13 protein-coding genes and 2 pseudogenes are annotated in these 15,821 nt (G+C 49.0%); all 15 read left to right on the forward strand.

Annotation, left to right across the window (positions count from 1 at the left end):
• A pseudogene (locus tag JX360_RS13920) lies at nucleotides 1-104 on the forward strand (IS5/IS1182 family transposase); the annotation flags it as partial.
• A gap of 503 nt (nucleotides 105-607) precedes the next feature.
• Complete coding sequence (locus JX360_RS13925; RefSeq protein WP_244352123.1) at nucleotides 608-2,557, forward strand: S9 family peptidase; 1,950 nt, start codon at nucleotides 608-610, stop codon at nucleotides 2,555-2,557.
• Between the two features lie 677 nt (nucleotides 2,558-3,234).
• On the forward strand, nucleotides 3,235-3,693 hold the full coding sequence (locus tag JX360_RS13930; protein ID WP_244352125.1) for a hypothetical protein: 459 nt from the start codon (nucleotides 3,235-3,237) through the stop codon (nucleotides 3,691-3,693).
• A 387-nt stretch (nucleotides 3,694-4,080) separates the two neighbouring features.
• Nucleotides 4,081-4,269, forward strand: a pseudogene (locus JX360_RS13935) (hypothetical protein); the annotation flags it as partial.
• Between the two features lie 94 nt (nucleotides 4,270-4,363).
• Nucleotides 4,364-6,133, forward strand: a complete 1,770-nt coding sequence (locus tag JX360_RS13940) for an ABC transporter ATP-binding protein (RefSeq protein WP_244352127.1) — start codon at nucleotides 4,364-4,366, stop codon at nucleotides 6,131-6,133.
• Nucleotides 6,134-6,331: 198 nt separating this feature from the next.
• Nucleotides 6,332-7,120 (forward strand): FkbM family methyltransferase, encoded by a 789-nt coding sequence (locus JX360_RS13945; protein ID WP_244352129.1) that lies wholly within the window; start codon nucleotides 6,332-6,334, stop codon nucleotides 7,118-7,120.
• A gap of 84 nt (nucleotides 7,121-7,204) precedes the next feature.
• On the forward strand, nucleotides 7,205-7,861 hold the full coding sequence (locus JX360_RS13950) for an FkbM family methyltransferase (protein WP_244352131.1): 657 nt from the start codon (nucleotides 7,205-7,207) through the stop codon (nucleotides 7,859-7,861).
• A 41-nt stretch (nucleotides 7,862-7,902) separates the two neighbouring features.
• Nucleotides 7,903-9,051, forward strand: a complete 1,149-nt coding sequence (locus JX360_RS13955; RefSeq protein ID WP_244352133.1) for a glycosyltransferase family 4 protein — start codon at nucleotides 7,903-7,905, stop codon at nucleotides 9,049-9,051.
• A 243-nt stretch (nucleotides 9,052-9,294) separates the two neighbouring features.
• A complete protein-coding gene (locus JX360_RS13960) occupies nucleotides 9,295-10,392 on the forward strand; it encodes a glycosyltransferase family protein (protein ID WP_244352135.1) in 1,098 nt (365 codons plus the stop codon).
• Nucleotides 10,389-11,411: a glycosyltransferase family 4 protein gene (locus JX360_RS13965; protein ID WP_244352136.1), complete on the forward strand. Its 1,023-nt coding sequence runs from the start codon at nucleotides 10,389-10,391 to the stop codon at nucleotides 11,409-11,411. Before JX360_RS13960 ends, JX360_RS13965 begins: the two co-directional genes overlap by 4 nt.
• Entirely contained in the window at nucleotides 11,399-11,653 is a 255-nt protein-coding gene (locus tag JX360_RS13970) for a hypothetical protein (RefSeq protein WP_244352137.1), read from the forward strand. Before JX360_RS13965 ends, JX360_RS13970 begins: the two co-directional genes overlap by 13 nt.
• Nucleotides 11,637-12,887 carry a glycosyltransferase family 4 protein gene (locus tag JX360_RS13975; RefSeq protein ID WP_244352138.1) on the forward strand — a complete coding sequence of 417 codons (1,251 nt, stop codon included), beginning with the start codon at nucleotides 11,637-11,639 and terminating at the stop codon, nucleotides 12,885-12,887. The genes JX360_RS13970 and JX360_RS13975 overlap by 17 nt, the downstream gene beginning before the upstream one ends.
• Nucleotides 12,884-14,227: a hypothetical protein gene (locus JX360_RS13980; RefSeq protein ID WP_244352139.1), complete on the forward strand. Its 1,344-nt coding sequence runs from the start codon at nucleotides 12,884-12,886 to the stop codon at nucleotides 14,225-14,227. The genes JX360_RS13975 and JX360_RS13980 overlap by 4 nt, the downstream gene beginning before the upstream one ends.
• Nucleotides 14,214-15,122, forward strand: a complete 909-nt coding sequence (locus JX360_RS13985; RefSeq protein ID WP_244352140.1) for an FkbM family methyltransferase — start codon at nucleotides 14,214-14,216, stop codon at nucleotides 15,120-15,122. Before JX360_RS13980 ends, JX360_RS13985 begins: the two co-directional genes overlap by 14 nt.
• Nucleotides 15,123-15,782 (forward strand): methyltransferase domain-containing protein, encoded by a 660-nt coding sequence (locus JX360_RS13990; RefSeq protein ID WP_244352141.1) that lies wholly within the window; start codon nucleotides 15,123-15,125, stop codon nucleotides 15,780-15,782.
• The last annotated feature ends 39 nt before the right edge of the window (nucleotides 15,783-15,821 follow it).

The raw sequence follows: 15,821 nt of genomic DNA on the forward strand, positions 1-15,821 counted from the left end.
GGTTTCGACGACTGAGTAAGGACTACGAGTTGTATACAGAGGTGAGCGAGGCGATGATTTACGGTTCATTGCTGCGGTTAATGGTGAAACGACTGGCAGCTTAATTCCCTCTTTATAAATCAGCTCTAAAGATGAGCTGGGCTGGGCTGACTACCGGCTAACCCATTATCAGGATATCGAGAAGTGGTGGGAGCTGGTGTATCAGGCTCTACTGCTTGTCAGCTTTATCTGTGATGGGGACCGGAAGAATAAGACAAGATCTAGAGAAGAAGAATCTAGGGAGGAATTCAGGAACAATCCGAGGTGGGAAGAGGGAAAGAGTTGGAAGAGCCAATTGAACAACCTGCATTTGCTGATTGAGCCTTGGAACTATTTGAGTAATCTTGCGAATTGGTTGAGAGTTTATACTATTCCTGAACTATCGATAGGTCTATCCCGACTCATCGAGAAGTTAAATTCATCCCGATGGCCTTGGATGTCTACCTCAATCCTGTTCTCCTCTGCCTAGAGTGACAAAAGAGGCGTAACCGCATCGCCAGCAGCAGTGGAGCAGCGCAGGTCTGCAACGGGATCCCTTAGGATTGCTCTAGCAGCAGGAGCGGTTCTCATGGTTGAGCAAGCCAGCTATGGATCCTGGCGATCCCCGATTACATCTGATCTGGTTGTAGCGGGATCCCTCCGCTTGGGTCAGGCCCATTGGGATCAAGGCAATCTCTACTGGACAGAGGGTCGTCCCCAGGAGGAGGGGCGCAATGTGTTGATCCGGCGTTCTACGGATGGGATCCTGACAGAACTGACGCCTGCTCCCTTCAACGTGCGAACCCGCGTGCATGAGTACGGGGGCGGAGCCTACTGGGTGTCGGAGGGGATTGTTTATTTTTGCAATTTTGCCGACCAACGGCTCTACCGCCTCATCCCGGGTTCGGATCCCCAGCCGCTGACGGAAGCAGGTCCCTACCGCTACGCCGATGGTGTGGTGGATCGGGTGCGCAGGCGCATCCTCTGTGTACGGGAGGATCACAGTCAGGGGGGAGAGCCGCAAAACACCCTTGTTTCCATTGACTTGGAGAGCGGATCCCAGCAGATTCTGACCTCTGGACACGACTTCTACGCCAACCCGCGCCTTAGTCCTGATGGTCAGGCCTTAGTGTGGCTGACCTGGGATCACCCGCAAATGCCCTGGGATGGAACAGAACTTTGGTGGGCAGCAGTGGCTCCAGACGGGACATTAGGGGATCCTCAAAAAGTGGCCGGTGGCCGGAACGAATCGATTTTTCAACCCCAATGGTCACCGCAGGGGATCCTGTACTTTGTTTCGGACCGCTCCGGTTGGTGGAATCTCTACCGCTGGGATCCTAGTCAGCCCGAGCCTGTCCAGCCGCTGTGTCCCATGGAGGCGGAGTTTGGAGAACCCCAGTGGGTGTTTGGCATGAGCACCTACGGCTTTTGTGGCGATGGGCGTCTTCTGGCCCGCTATGAGCAAGACGGGCTTTCCCATCTGGCTTACCTGGATCCGGATTCAGGACAGTTGCAAGGGATCCCGCTGCCCTATACCCAGATCAGCGGTTTGCAGGTGAGTGGGGAGCAAGCGGTGTTCTTGGCCGGATCCCCGACGGAATCGGTGGCATTGGTCTGTTTAGAGCTACGTTCTGGACAAGTTCAGGTACTGGCCCGCTCCAACAGCTGGGTGGTGGATCCCGGCTATGTGTCGATCCCAGAGACCATTGCTTTTCCGACCGGGGCAGATGCAGTGGCCTACGCCTTCTTTTATCCACCCCAAAATCAAGATTTCGTGGCTCCCCCTGGTGAAAAACCTCCTCTCTTGGTGAAAAGTCACGGGGGGCCGACCGGGGCAACAGCGGCGGTGCTGAACCTAGGGATCCAATACTGGACCAGCCGGGGGATTGCGGTTTTGGATGTGAACTATCGCGGTAGTACGGGCTATGGACGGGCCTATCGAGATGCCCTGAAGGGGAAATGGGGTCTGGTGGATGTGGAGGATTGTATCTATGGGGCGAAATTCTTAGCAGACCAGGGCAAGGTGGATGGGGAGCGGCTGATGATCGATGGGGGCAGTGCAGGGGGCTATACTACGCTGGCTGCCCTGACTTTCCACGACACCTTCAAAGCGGGTGCCAGCTACTACGGGGTTAGCGACCTGGAAGCCCTGGCCCAAGATACCCATAAGTTCGAATCTCGTTACTTGGATGGCCTGATCGGCCCCTACCCAGAGCGACAGGATCTCTACCGGGCTCGTTCTCCCATTCATCATTTGGATCGCCTCAATTGCCCGGTTATTTTCTTTCAGGGCTTAGAAGACGCGATTGTGCCCCCCAACCAAGCGGAGGCCATGGTAGAAGCGCTGCGGGCCAAGGGGTTGCCGGTGGCCTATGTCCCCTTTGAGGGGGAACAACACGGCTTTCGACAGGCGGCCAACATCAAACGGGCTTTGGAGGCAGAGCTTTACTTCTACGCTCAAGTACTGGGCTTTGCTCTTGCAGAGGAGATTGAACCTGTTGCCATCGATAATCTGGTAGTGCATCGCAAGTCATGCTGAACTAGCATATGACCTCTAAGCTTCCAAAGAATGCTCGGGGTGCAATGCCCCGAATGCAGCTCAACTAGCGCCGTTAAGTACAGCAGCTGTAGAGATCACTCTAGATCGTTTGCCTACGGTGACCGAGCTAGAGGGATTGGCCCAGAAATGGGGGGCTGCTGCCGCCAATTTCGCCAGTTGGTGTGGTTGGATTTTGACGGTGGGCGCGTGACGGCTTCATTGCGGATCCCGCGCCTGATTCTCCGTTTAGAGGATCAAGCTCTAGAGGCAGAGTTGATAGAAGCTTTAGAGCAGCTTGTCACTTGTAGCCCCTTACTTGTAGCCCCTTATAGTTATTTCGATTAGGGCTGCTGGATCTAACGGATCTACAGGAGCACCAACGGGTGCGGGTGCAGGGGCTAGCTGGATATCTAGAGGGGATCGAGATTCTCTTCGGCCCAATCAAACCTGGCTCGGTGCTGATGTTCTATCCAGAAGCCAACCACCTGATCCGCCCCCCCCGAGGATCCCCAGTCGGATATTCCCGCCTTCAAGCGATCTCCTGTGGTGATTCTTCCAATGGGTCAAACCTGAAAAGTCATGTTAGATTTCTCTTCGGTTGCGGAGGTGGGCTTCAAAATCACCTTTGCCTCCCAAAATGTTGAGTGTTGAGTTGCTTACTTGAGGAGTTCCTTTCAATGAATGCCAACTCTATGGTTGGAGATCCCGTAACGACTCGGTCTGCACGCAATCGCAAGCGCTCACAGCGGCGACAGATATTCTGCCCCATTCACGGCTGCTTTCTAGACAGCGTTAGCCCCAAATATCCTCTTTTCGCGGATTCGGCGGGCCAGTTGCAGGTGCGGGGAATGGGGATCAAAACTTCCCGTCTTGTGATGTCGGCCTACAAGGTTGTTCCTCTAGTTGGCGAGTGGATTGAAGAGTTCTGGTGCAGCGAGTGCCAAGAGTCAAAATGGTACCACATCCATAAGATTGGAGAACGGAACTACGAGGTTAAGGTGGCCAAAGATGATTTGTGGCAAAATGCGAGCAAAGTTGTTAACCCTCACCAGAACCCTTCAGTTAGCGAGTATACCTTTCGAGCCTCACGCGGCTACAGTGCCTATGGAGTGAAAGGATTCGCTGCCCTCAGGTAGAAGCTTGTCTTGTAAACATAGAAATGACCAGCCCGCAACGATGTTTCTTGTGCTATGTTCCAATCCAGCAGTTGAAGTAACTGTCAAATCAATCGAATTAGTTTAGATCTCAGCATGGAGTTGGGCTTTGACGGTCTTCGGATCTCAGTCCCTCCACCCTACCCAGAAGTCAGGTGGTGTTTTGATGCACTGGGTGTGGCAGGGATCCCTGTGTCTATTTTCTGTAAGCCTTAAGATCCCCTGTGAGTGATTTAAAGTCTACAGCTATGCAGATGCGGTGGAGAATCTTTGAGGCTTGGGTGGGGTACAGGCGATATCACAGCGATTCGAAGCACACAACCCCGGCAAGAATAGGGGCGCTCAGATGTCCGACCTATGATGGACTTGATGGAATCCGACCCAGGTAGGAGATCTGGTCATGAGTATCAGCAGCCCCCCCTGCGTGAGCTACCGATTCTGGAAAGTGGCGATCGCCTCACCCGTCGTGAGTTTGAGCGCCGCTATGCGGCCATGCCTGAGCGAATAAAGGCGGAACTCATCGAAGGAGTCGTTTACGTGGCATCGCCTGTAAGGGCTTTAGCGTTTACATCTTTGGCTGGAATACTCAACTCACCTCATGCCCCATTCCAACCCTGTACCCCCCAGACCGAATGGTAGTATCACATCTGTCTTGAGACGGATCTGGGAGCATCTAACTCCCCGCCAGCGGTGGCAACTGCCGGGGTTGGCGGTGTTGATGGTTATGAGTGGTCTAGCCGAAGGCATGACCTTGGGGGCTGTTTTACCCTTTTTGGCCGTGATTGTGTCACCAGAGCGGGTGTTTGAGTATCCATTAGCGGCTCAATTGGCCAGGGTGGTGGGGCTGACCACGGGTGATCAGTTGGTGTTACCCCTAACGGTGGCGTTTGCCCTCGCGGCGCTGGGGGCTGGAGCAATGAAGCTGTGGGTGCTGTGGGTATCCAAAAACTTTGTCCAACAGGTTGGGCATGGCTTTGCAGTAGAGGTTTATCGACGGACAATTTATCAGCCATACCGAGTCCATGTATCGCGCAATAGCAGTGAACTGCTCGGATCCGTTGAAAAAATTACCACAGTGACGACAGCGTTGACTCAGGTCTTGATGCTAGTCAGTTCCCTGGTTTCAGGGGTGGCGATTGTAGTAGCGTTACTGCTGATCGAGCCTCTGATTGCTATGGTTGCCTTTTTTGGGTGTGGCAGCATCTATCTTTTGATCATGGTTGGATCCCGTCGCCGATTGGCTCGCAATAGCCAAATTATTAGCCGCACTCTCAACTTAAAGCTCAAGGCAATGCAAGAGGGATCCGGGGCCATTCGGGATATCTTGTTGGACAATAGTCAGCCTTTCTACTGTGAGCTTTATCGTCGGGCAGATTGGCCCTTCCGCAAAGCAAAGGAAGAGAATACCTTTTTAGTCAGTAGCCCGCGCAATGCAGTGGAAGCGTTAGGAATGCTTCTGATCGCGGGCTTGGCCTATGGGTTAAGTCGTCAACCAGGGGGTGGGGCATTGGCGTTGCCCTTGTTAGGCACTTTGGCACTGGGGGCACAGCGGTTGATGCCAGTTTTGAATCAGAGTTTTGCAGCTTGGGTACTTATTAGAGGGGATCAAAGCTCCGCTGAGGACGTGTTGAATCTCTTGGAGCAGCCGATTGATCCACTGTTTTTGTTGCCCTCCCCCCCACCCTTGGTATGGAAGTCTGCGATCGAGTTTCGGGGTGTGGGCTTTCGGTATGGAGAAGGCCAGCCCTGGGTTTTGCAAGATGTGACTTTTAAGATTCCCAAGGGATCCCGTGTCGGGTTTGTCGGATCCACGGGCAGTGGCAAAAGTACCACTCTAGATCTCCTGATGGGTTTACTGGATCCCAGCACTGGTGAGGTTTTGGTGGATGGTCTGCCCATTGATGGCGAACGACGTCGGGCCTGGCAGCGGACTATCGCTCACGTCCCTCAACATATTTTTTTGGCGGATACGACCATCGCGGAGAACATTGCTTTGGGGCTGCCCAAAAAAGAGATTGATTTGGAGCGCGTTCGGTGGGCGGCACAGCAGGCTCAAATTGCGGAGTTTATCGAGAGTCGCCCCGATGGCTACTGGTCAACTTTGGGGGAGCGCGGGATCCGGTTGAGTGGTGGACAACGGCAGCGGGTGGGCATTGCCAGGGCGTTGTATAAGCAGGCGGATGTGCTGGTGTTTGATGAAGCGACCAGTGCTTTGGATAATGCGACTGAGCAGGAGGTGATGGCTGCGATCAATAGCTTGAGTCAGGATCTGACGATATTGATGATTGCCCATCGGCTCAGCACAGTGGAGCAGTGTGATTGGATTGTGGAGCTGGAGCAGGGGCGGGTGGTAGCGCAAGGCAGCTATCAGGACTTGCTGACTCATTCTCAGAGTTTTCAGCGCATGGCTGGGGTGGTTTAGGTGGTGTCACTTTTAGGATCCCTCTCTTGAGATAGAAACTGTAAGCCTTGAGTCTTACCTTTGGAGCAATCAAGCAGGCTGTGGTTGTATACACCAGAAGAAAACCAGAAAAAAATCTTGATCCTTACACCCACAGAAACAGAAAAACGTGAGCTGAACTAGCAGAGCGGGAGAATGCTCGACTTAGGAAACAGCTACGTGAAGCAGGTGTTGAGTTTTAGGATGATTCTTCTAATAATGATCAAAAAAAGCATACCTCTCTTAGGTTATTTCAAAAAACTGGTTAACTCTCAGCTTGAGAAGTTTGGTCAGACAATTGCTCAAGAAACTGTCGTTCCCTCTTTTGATCGCTTTAGTAGATGCCTTTACAACTTCAATCTAATTCCAGAGGTTATCTTCGATGTCGGTGTAGCTTACGGAACGCCATGGCTTTACAATGCATTTCCGAACGCAAAATATCATTTAATTGATCCAACAAATGAAAGCTTGCCTTACATGAAGAAATGGTCTAAAAAACTGGATGCCGATATCCATCAAGTTGCGCTTGGTGAACAAGAAGGCATGATAGAAATTAAAGTTCGGCCTGAGATCAGTGGCTCATCAATGTTTGATGAGATTGGCTCAGTAGATATAGCTTCAACTTATTCTGTGCCGATAGTTCGTTTTGACTCACTATTTCCTGTTGAACAACGTCGCACTTTAGTAAAGATCGACGTACAAGGTGCAGAGCTATCAGTACTTCGTGGCATGGGTAATAGACTGAAATCAATAGATTTCTTGATCGTTGAGACAAGTCTAATTGCAACCTTGAAAGGATCAGTTCCAGAATTTGCAGATGTTGTTTGCTTCCTTGAGAAAGAAGGTTTAGTGCTGTATGATTTTGTTGGAATGACGAGGAGGCCACTCGATCGAGCTTTAGCTCAAGTAGATGCGGTTTTTGTACAGAAATCTTCACCGTTAAGAGCTGATCGTCGCTGGAATCAATAATTCTTCTTTAACTCTTAGAGTTCTTTCTCATAAAGTATGAATAAGCTTCAGCGATATATAAATCCCCACTGGTTGCTACTGCGCTTGGCTAAGCCACTTGCAAAGATCATTGGAGATCCGCTCCTGATGAATCTGATTGGGATAACAGCTCGTTATTCAAGTGAACCTGAGGTAACTCAATTACAAAAAATCATCAGATCTGATGGGATTGCACTTGATGTCGGGGCTGCTTATGGCCTTTATTCGTGGCATCTCTCACGATTGACAAAAGAATGTATAGCATTCGAGGCTAATCCTGAATCTGCCGCTGTGCTTATAAAAAGATTACCGGGTATGGTCATTCATGCGGTTGCACTCTCTAGTTCCTGTGGAACAACCAAACTCCGTATACCTAAAATGGGATCCCTTGAACTGACTGGCTTCTCTACAATTGAGACTAGAAATACTTTGGAACGTTTTGATGAATGTCGTGAACTAGAGATTCCAATGAGAACAATTGATTCGTTTAACTTAGATAATGTTTGCTTTATTAAGATTGATGTTGAGGGTCACGAACTTGAGGTTCTTAAAGGTGGAGAAAAAACAATTATTCGGGATAAGCCTGATATCTTAGTAGAAATTTCTGACTTCAACTCTGAAGGATCAGAGTCAAGTGTTGAAGTATGGCTCCGAAATTTTGGTTATCAAAAACTCCCGATAAAATTGTCCCCGCAAAATCATTTTTTCACTCCCATCCAATAATTTGACTGGCGAAATATGACTTTGGATTCGCTCGCAGTACTATGAACTTATACATTGCCATTCTCACCAATGCTCGCGCCGCTGATCAACGCAGCATGATTGGGTATGGCGAGCTCTTGATTGAAGCAGCACGACAAACTGGGGCGAAGGTTGTTGAATGGCGTGGCTCCTCTCTGTTTGCACGGTTGCCTCTACGCGGTTGGCTGCGAAAGTTAGCACTCAACCTTGACCGATTTGTGGTCACTCCCTTGATGCTGCTGGGGCGCAGAGCTGATATTGTCCATGTTGTGGATCCTGGTAACTGCATCTACTTACCTCTGATCCGTTATCGCCGTTCGATTGTTACTGTCCATGACATGATTCCCTATCTGGCTGAGGCGGGTCGTTTGGAGGGGTTTCGCCCTTCACGCATGGGCAAGTTGCTCATGAGAAGAATCCTCTACCAACTTGCACAAGTAGATCAGATTATCTGTGTTTCTCATGCCACCCGCCGCGACCTGCTCGAACTGTCAAAGGTGGATCCCGATCGTGTGGAAGTGATTCACAATGCTGTCTTTCAGCCGATGCAGCCAGCATCCCCCGAAGCTTGTGCAGCGTTGCGAAAAAAATATCATCTGCCGGACCAAGCACCGTTTGTACTGCACGTTGGACGGAACTTTTATAAAAACCGGGGGATTGTTTTAGAATCTGTTGCTTTGCTTCGCCAGAGCCACCCTGATGTCCACCTTGTGCTGGTGGGCGATCTAGAAGCACCACTCGCGGCCAAGGCTGCACAACTTAATTTCGGGGAGTCGCTTCATGTGCTGCCTTATGTTGCCCGTGAAGATATGGCTGCTCTATACACAACTGCTAGTGTTTTATTGTTTCCTTCGCTTTATGAGGGTTTTGGTTTGCCCGTGCTAGAGGCTCAGATGTGCGGTACTCCTGTGGTCTGTTCAGATCGAGGATCCCTTCCAGAGGTCGCAGGAAATAATACAGTTATAGTACCGGCCACCGATTTAACAAGCTTCGTTTCAGCAATTTGTAGATTTATCAGCTCACCTCTAAATGTCAGAACGAATACTGTTAACAGTTCAGATAACACAAATAAGTTCACTCAGCATAGCTGGAGCAGTGCATATCATCGTCTCTATGAATATCTAGCTAATCAAAAGAGTTACGAACTTCAAACTGGAGATTTAGTGGAATGATATCGGCTTTCCCAAGCAAATCCTAAGAGACCTAAAACGAGGACGCAAATTCTATGATCATATCCCGGCATGGAATTCAAGGCACCTATACCCATCCATATTATAAATTTTGTGTCGAAAGGAACCCCTATGAAAAAGTCATTTCTCATCACTTCCATGTCCTACATTGTCCAGCACAAGAAATACTTACAGAACAGGATATTTTAAGGATAAATTCTGAGTATGATGTGGTAGCGACACTCATTGAAGGCTTTGGGAAATGAGTTTTATTTAGGTAAGATATTGTCACAAAAGCTTACTCAAATTACTCCTGCATATCCCCCTCTAATCAGTGGCGTTGGGGACTACGCATCCCTTCTTGTCAAACCGTTTGGTATGGCTGGATACGAGGTGGGAACAGTTGTTTCATCCTTTCAAGAAAACTTAATAAAACCTTCTGAAGGAGTAATACCGCTTCAGAGGTTAGAAGCTAGTGCTCTAGCCCAGTTACTGGCTAGCAGTGAATTGATATTGTTGCACTTTTCAGGTTATGGCTATGCACAGCGTGGCTTATGTGGCTGGCTTGTAGATGGGCTACAACGATGGAAACAATCTCATACAGAACGGCGGCTGATCACGATTTTTCACGAGGTTTATGCTAGTGGCCCGTTCTGGCGATCCAGCTTCTGGACAATGCTGCCACAGCGCTGGATTGCTCGTAATCTTGCACACCTCAGTGAAAGTGCCTTTGTCACATCTCAGGCTGCCTGCGAGCAACTCAAAGAACTGCGCCCTTCTCTTCCCCTAGAAGTACTTCCAGTCTTTTCGAATGTTGGGGAACCTAAAGAGGTGCTACCCCTCTTGGAACGGGATCCTATTGCCATCGTCTTCGGTGGATCTAGACGGCGAAGCAAAACCTACGAAGCTGCCCTCCGAAATGAGCCTTTACTATCAAAAAGCTTTGATCAGTTAGGCATCACTCAAGTTATTGATATCGGCCCTGCTGATTTTGCCCCAGCTCAGTTAGGGGGACGACCGATTCAAGTTCTAGGTGTACTCTCTGCCCAAGATATCTCCTACTGGTTGAGTCAGTCTCGACTGGGCTTAATGGATTATCCGAGACACGTCCTGACCAAATCGGGGATTGCAGCGGCTTACTTTGCCCATGGAATGCTTGTGCTCAATCTAAGCAACGTAGGTGTTTTGCCAGATGACTTGCAAGAAGGACGAGAATTTTTAGAACTTGCACAAGTTGCCAATGGCAGTTATGAACCTCAAACGATTGCCTCTGCTGGACTAGCTTGGTACTTACCTCACAATGTAGAAAATACAGTAAAAAAAATAATACATTCTTTGACGTGAAAATCTTCTTTTTCACCACCGTTTTTGCCCCTAGCATCGGTGGTATCGAGCGCATGGCGGAAATGCTCTGTGCTGAATTTGTCGCAATGGGTCATGAAGTGCAGTTGGCAACCCTAACACCAGGCAATGGTCGTTTTCCCTATCCCGTCATCCGTCGTCCTAAATTCACCCAATTTCTATCACTTCTGCATTGGTGCGATATTCATATCCAAGCCAATGTATCTCTGAAATATGCTTGGCCGCTACTAGTTGTACCTAAGAAAGTTGTTTATCGATACGCTAATGCTTACCAGCGAGATGACGGTAGCCGAAGCCTCATCGATTTTGCGAAAGTTGCCTTAGCAGCCAGAGCTTGCGGAATTGCCAATAGTCATTACACCGCTGCTCGGACTGGTGCTACTCATGTTGTTCTCAATGCCTATGATGACTCTACTTTCAGGATTACTACACCGTGGCAGGAGCGAAAACGAGACCTTGTTTTCCTAGGGCGGCTCGTTTCTCAAAAAGGCTGTGATACTCTTTTACAGGCACTAGCTCATTTGAGGGGTCAAGGACTCTTCCCGACATTAACCGTGATAGGGGATGGCCCCGATCGACCCATGCTGGAAACAATGAGCGCGGAGCTTAATCTGGATCGGCAAATCCACTTCACGGGCACTATGCAAGGTCAACCCTTAGCTGATTTACTGAATTGTCATCGCTTTATGGTTGTCCCCTCGCGCTATGAAGAACCATTTGGGATTGTGGCCCTAGAGGGTCTGGCCTGTGGTTGCGTCCCGATTGTATCTGAACGGGGGGGCTTAGTAGATGCCATCAGTGGACATGGGTTTACTTTTCCGAATGGGGATCCCATTGCTTTAGCCAAGGTTCTGACCGAATGTTTACACAGACCAGAAGAAGCTCAACAACGTCTAGTCGGCGCAGAATCTCATTTAGCCCGGTGCCGTGCCCGCAGCGTTGCGGAGCAATATATCAACATTTTTAGGCAAAAGATAGGGGAGTCATCATGCTCGAAATGAAAGATGTTATTCGGCGTGTCAGCTACCCAGTTGTAACTTTTGCCTCTACCCGACCTGCTCTTTATTATGGGCTTCGTCAGGTCGCTGGCAAGATGGAGCACCTTTGTATCAACACCATTAAGCGCAGGCTGGCTGAAGACTTTGCTCGCACGTTGGCAGGTTCCGCTAGAGTGAGTGCGCTACTTGATGAAGCCAATACTCTCCACCAGAGGTTGATTGAGATTCATGAGCGTCGTCGTTAGCCATCCCACTGGCAGCCCCTTTGTTCGAGCCGTATTACGGGGACTGGCAGGGCAAAGCTTGCTTGGTGGCTTTCATACCACGCTGGCTCTACCCTACAGATCTTGGATGAGTCGTTTGGTAGGGGAATCTCTCGATCGGCGCTTGGGTCAACGACGGTTCCCCGAAGTGCCGCTTGGAAGAACCCATCTTCATCCTCTACCGGAACTGATGCGTCTGCTTGCACGTCAACTCAAACTCACACCGTTGATCCACCATGAGACTGGCTGGGCATCTGTAGATGCTGTCTATCGGGCCCTTGACCGTGATGTTGCTGCTAGCTTGCGGCGTTCCGATCGCTCGGTGGTACGAGCCGTTTATGCCTATGAAGATGGTGCCTTGGATACGTTCCGACAAGCTCAAGCTCTAGGAATTTCTCGTCTTTACGATTTACCCATTGCCCATTGGCGAACTTTGCGCCGATTGCTCCAAGAAGAAGCCGAACGATTACCCGAGTGGGCACCCACCATGGAAGGGCTTCGGGATAGTGCCGCCAAGCATGACCGCAAAGATGAGGAGATCCGCCTAGCTGATCACATATTCGTAGCTTCTAGCTTTACCCGGGCCAGTCTAACGGATCATTTTGGAGAATCTCTCACAATCTCCACTGTTCCCTATGGTTGCCCGCCGCCACTCGTAACACAGCCTGCCCAGCGACATGCGGGTGAGCCGCTCAAACTCCTCTACGCAGGCCACCTGGCACAGCGCAAAGGAATCGCTGATTTGATCGCTGCACTTAATCGGCTGGAGATCGACTGGCGGCTGACGATGGCAGGGCCGCTGCCAGCAGTAGCCCCCGAAGCATTACGTCAGTTTTTATCGGATCCCCGCTGCACTTGGTTGGGCGTGGTGCCTCATCGCACCCTCCTGGAAACCATGACCCGATCCCATGTCTTTGTTTTTCCTTCGATTGTCGAAGGGTTTGGGATGGTGATCACGGAAGCCATGGCGGCAGGGATCCCTGTGATTACCACCCCCCATACCGCAGGGCCGGATATTCTGACCGAAGGACATGATGGTTTTATTGTCCCGATTCGGGATCCCGATGCCATTGCCCAGCGCATTACCCTTTTGGCTGAAGATGAATCTTTTCGCACACAAATGGCTCAAAATGCACTCCAGACAGCAGCTCGCTCGGGTTGGAGTGCCTATGAGACTGGCATTGCGGATCGGGTTCGGGAGTTAATAGCAGCATGAACCAACTTGTATTACCCGCTGCTACTGTGGCTTATGTCCAACGGCGAGAAAAACAACGACAGTTTGTGGTTTGGGCAGTCTTTTTTATCTACTTTCTCTCATTGATTGAGGGGCCGCTCCGCAAATGGTTCTTACCCGAATTAGCTGGCCCGCTGACTCTACTGCGGGATCCCTTTGTCATTGCCCTCTACCTTTACTGTCTATCCAATGGGTGGATCCTTCGTAAAGGCTTGGGGGGACTATGGCTGGGCTTTGCTGTCCTGACCAGTTGGTTTGGGTTAATTCAGTTTGTCATCAATGGCCTACCCATCACAGGCTGGATATTGGGGGTGCGAACATACTGGCTTTACATGCCTTTGGCTTTTGTGATTGCAAAAAGCTTCCGAAGAGAGGACGTGATGCGCTTTTTGCGGCTCAATCTGTGGATTGCTTTGCCCTATGCGCTACTGGTGGCTTCTCAATACAATGCCGGTGCTGCTGCTTTTATCAACCGTGGAGTGGGTGGAGACGAATCAGCCGCGGTGGGGGTAAGTGATGGCATCCTTCGCCCTTTTGGCCTTTTTACCTACACGGGGCCGAATGTGCAGTTTACGGCTGCCATGATTGCCATGTATACGGCAGTTTTTCTAGCTGAGCCAAAGGAGCGACCACCCTTGCCTTGGTTTGTGGCAATGGCACTCGCAGTAGCAACAATGAGCGTACTCACAGGTAGTCGCTCCATTTACTTTTCAGCAGCTATCATCCTGGGGCTAACGATCCTGGGTATGCTGGCTACGCGACTGACAACCCAAAGTCTGCTCAAAATCGCTGGAATCATCACCTTTGTTGTGTTGGCAGGGGTACTACTTGTCGAGTTCTTCCCGGATATGTTGGCGGCAATGGATGCCCGTTTTGCACGAGCTGCTCGTTCAGAGGGATCCCTTTGGGTGCGTGCTTTCAGTGGTCTAACCCGTCCATTTGATGCCTTAGGGACAGCACCGCTCTTTGGATACGGTATTGGCGTTGGCGCACCTGGCGTTGCCCGCTTTATTGGACTAGCACCGTTGATCTATGGCGAGTCTGATCTACAAAGAAATATCAATGAGTTGGGGTTGTTGTTTGGGGTTATCATGATTGCTTTCCGATTTGGAACAGTAAGTTGGGTCGTTTTAACTACAGTTCGGATAGCACAACGGGGACTATCAGTAGGACTACCGCTTGCAGGATTAACCTTTGAACCATTACTTGTCGGTCAAATAACTCATTCTCCGTTGAACTCTTTTTTGGTTTGGATTTCTGTCGGACTAATAGTCTCATTGATGAATTCAATGCTTAGGAATCATAACGATGCGCTTTATTAGACCAGAATACATCTTCAGACCAAGCCAAATAGTCAGGCGGCTTGCCTACACAATCAGGAATAAACATCAGCCAACACAGGCAAATACTCCTTGGGGTACTTCTATACATTTTGACCCGAGTGAGTTACACGGTCGTGCTATGTTGACATTAGGACTTCCTGACTTGCGTACATGCGAGATGATCTCAAGAATTGTTAGGAAGGGTGATATATGTATCGACATTGGCGCAAATATTGGTATCATGACTTCTCTTATGGCTACTCGTGCAGGAAGTAGTGGAACAGTCTATGCCTTTGAGCCACATCCTAAAACGCGATTAGTGCTTGAGTTAAATGCTAGCTCTTGGAAAAACAAAGCTACCATGGCTGAGATAAATGTGTTGCCATATGCCGTTTCAAATAGAAATGGGAAGGCAATCCTTTTTGAACCTAGCAACTTCAGTCAAAACTGGGGGATAGCAACACTGGAGTTTGAGCATAAGAAGAGCGGCGACAAACAAGAAGGAATAGAAGTTGATTGCATTACATTTGATTCTTTCTTTAACGATGCTAGTGACATAAAGCTTGTAAAGATAGATGTTGAAGGGCATGAGGACTTTGTACTGACTGGAATGAAGGAAAAACTCACCAAGTCACTTATTAAATATATCTTATTTGAGGAGCATAGAACCTTACCTAGCCCAGCCTGTGATTACTTAGAGAAGTTTGGATACAAGTCTTATCTTATCGACCGAAGCCTGTTGGCACCAAAGTTAATTGATGTCAAAATGTGTCCAAAAAAAATCTATAAAGAGACAACCAATATACTAGCAGTCTTACGTAAAGATTCTGATATTGATATAGCGAACCTTACACAACCAGGCTGGTCATGTTTATCTGTTTCAGGAGCAATATAAATGTATCAGATTTATGAGGTTGTTGGCATTCAAGCTGATGGACATTCGTCAAATGCAATATACGATAGCGCTCAGAAGTTGATTGACCAAAAAGCTTTTACAAAGGACATCAATATTGCTGATATTGGTGGTGGTTCTGGAGAAATGGGAAAAAGGCTGATTACCTTAGGCTTTACTCAATTATCTCTGTTTGATTTCAAACCAAAGCCAAACTTAATTTACAAAGATATTCGGCACTGCAATCTCAATGACCACTGGCCTGCAAGTGATAAAGAGTTTGATTTAATTGTATGCCTTGAGGTTATAGAACATCTGGAAAATCCAAGACACTTTTTTAGAGAGCTTTCAAGAATTTTGCGTCCAGGAGGCAGCGCAATAGTCTCAACTCCGAACCAGCTAAGTCTTGCAAGTAAGTTATGCTTTCTGTGGAGAAATGAGCATCAACACTTTCAAGATAGTTGCTACCCAGGACACATCACACCACTTCTTCCAAAAGACTTTTCTCGAATAGCTTCAGAGTTGAATTTGAAAATAGTTGATGTCGAATATACAAATCGTGGAAGAATTCCATTTACGCGAGTTTATTGGCAAGATGTAATCCCCATATTGCGAGGACAGTCTTTCTCAGACAATATGTTAGTTTATATTATAAAGCCTTAACTTCGGGGATACAGATACATAAGTTATCTTCAGCAACTT

Source organism: Thermostichus vulcanus str. 'Rupite', assembly GCF_022848905.1.
In the GTDB taxonomy this organism is placed as follows: Bacteria; Cyanobacteriota; Cyanobacteriia; order Thermostichales; family Thermostichaceae; genus Thermostichus; species Thermostichus vulcanus_A.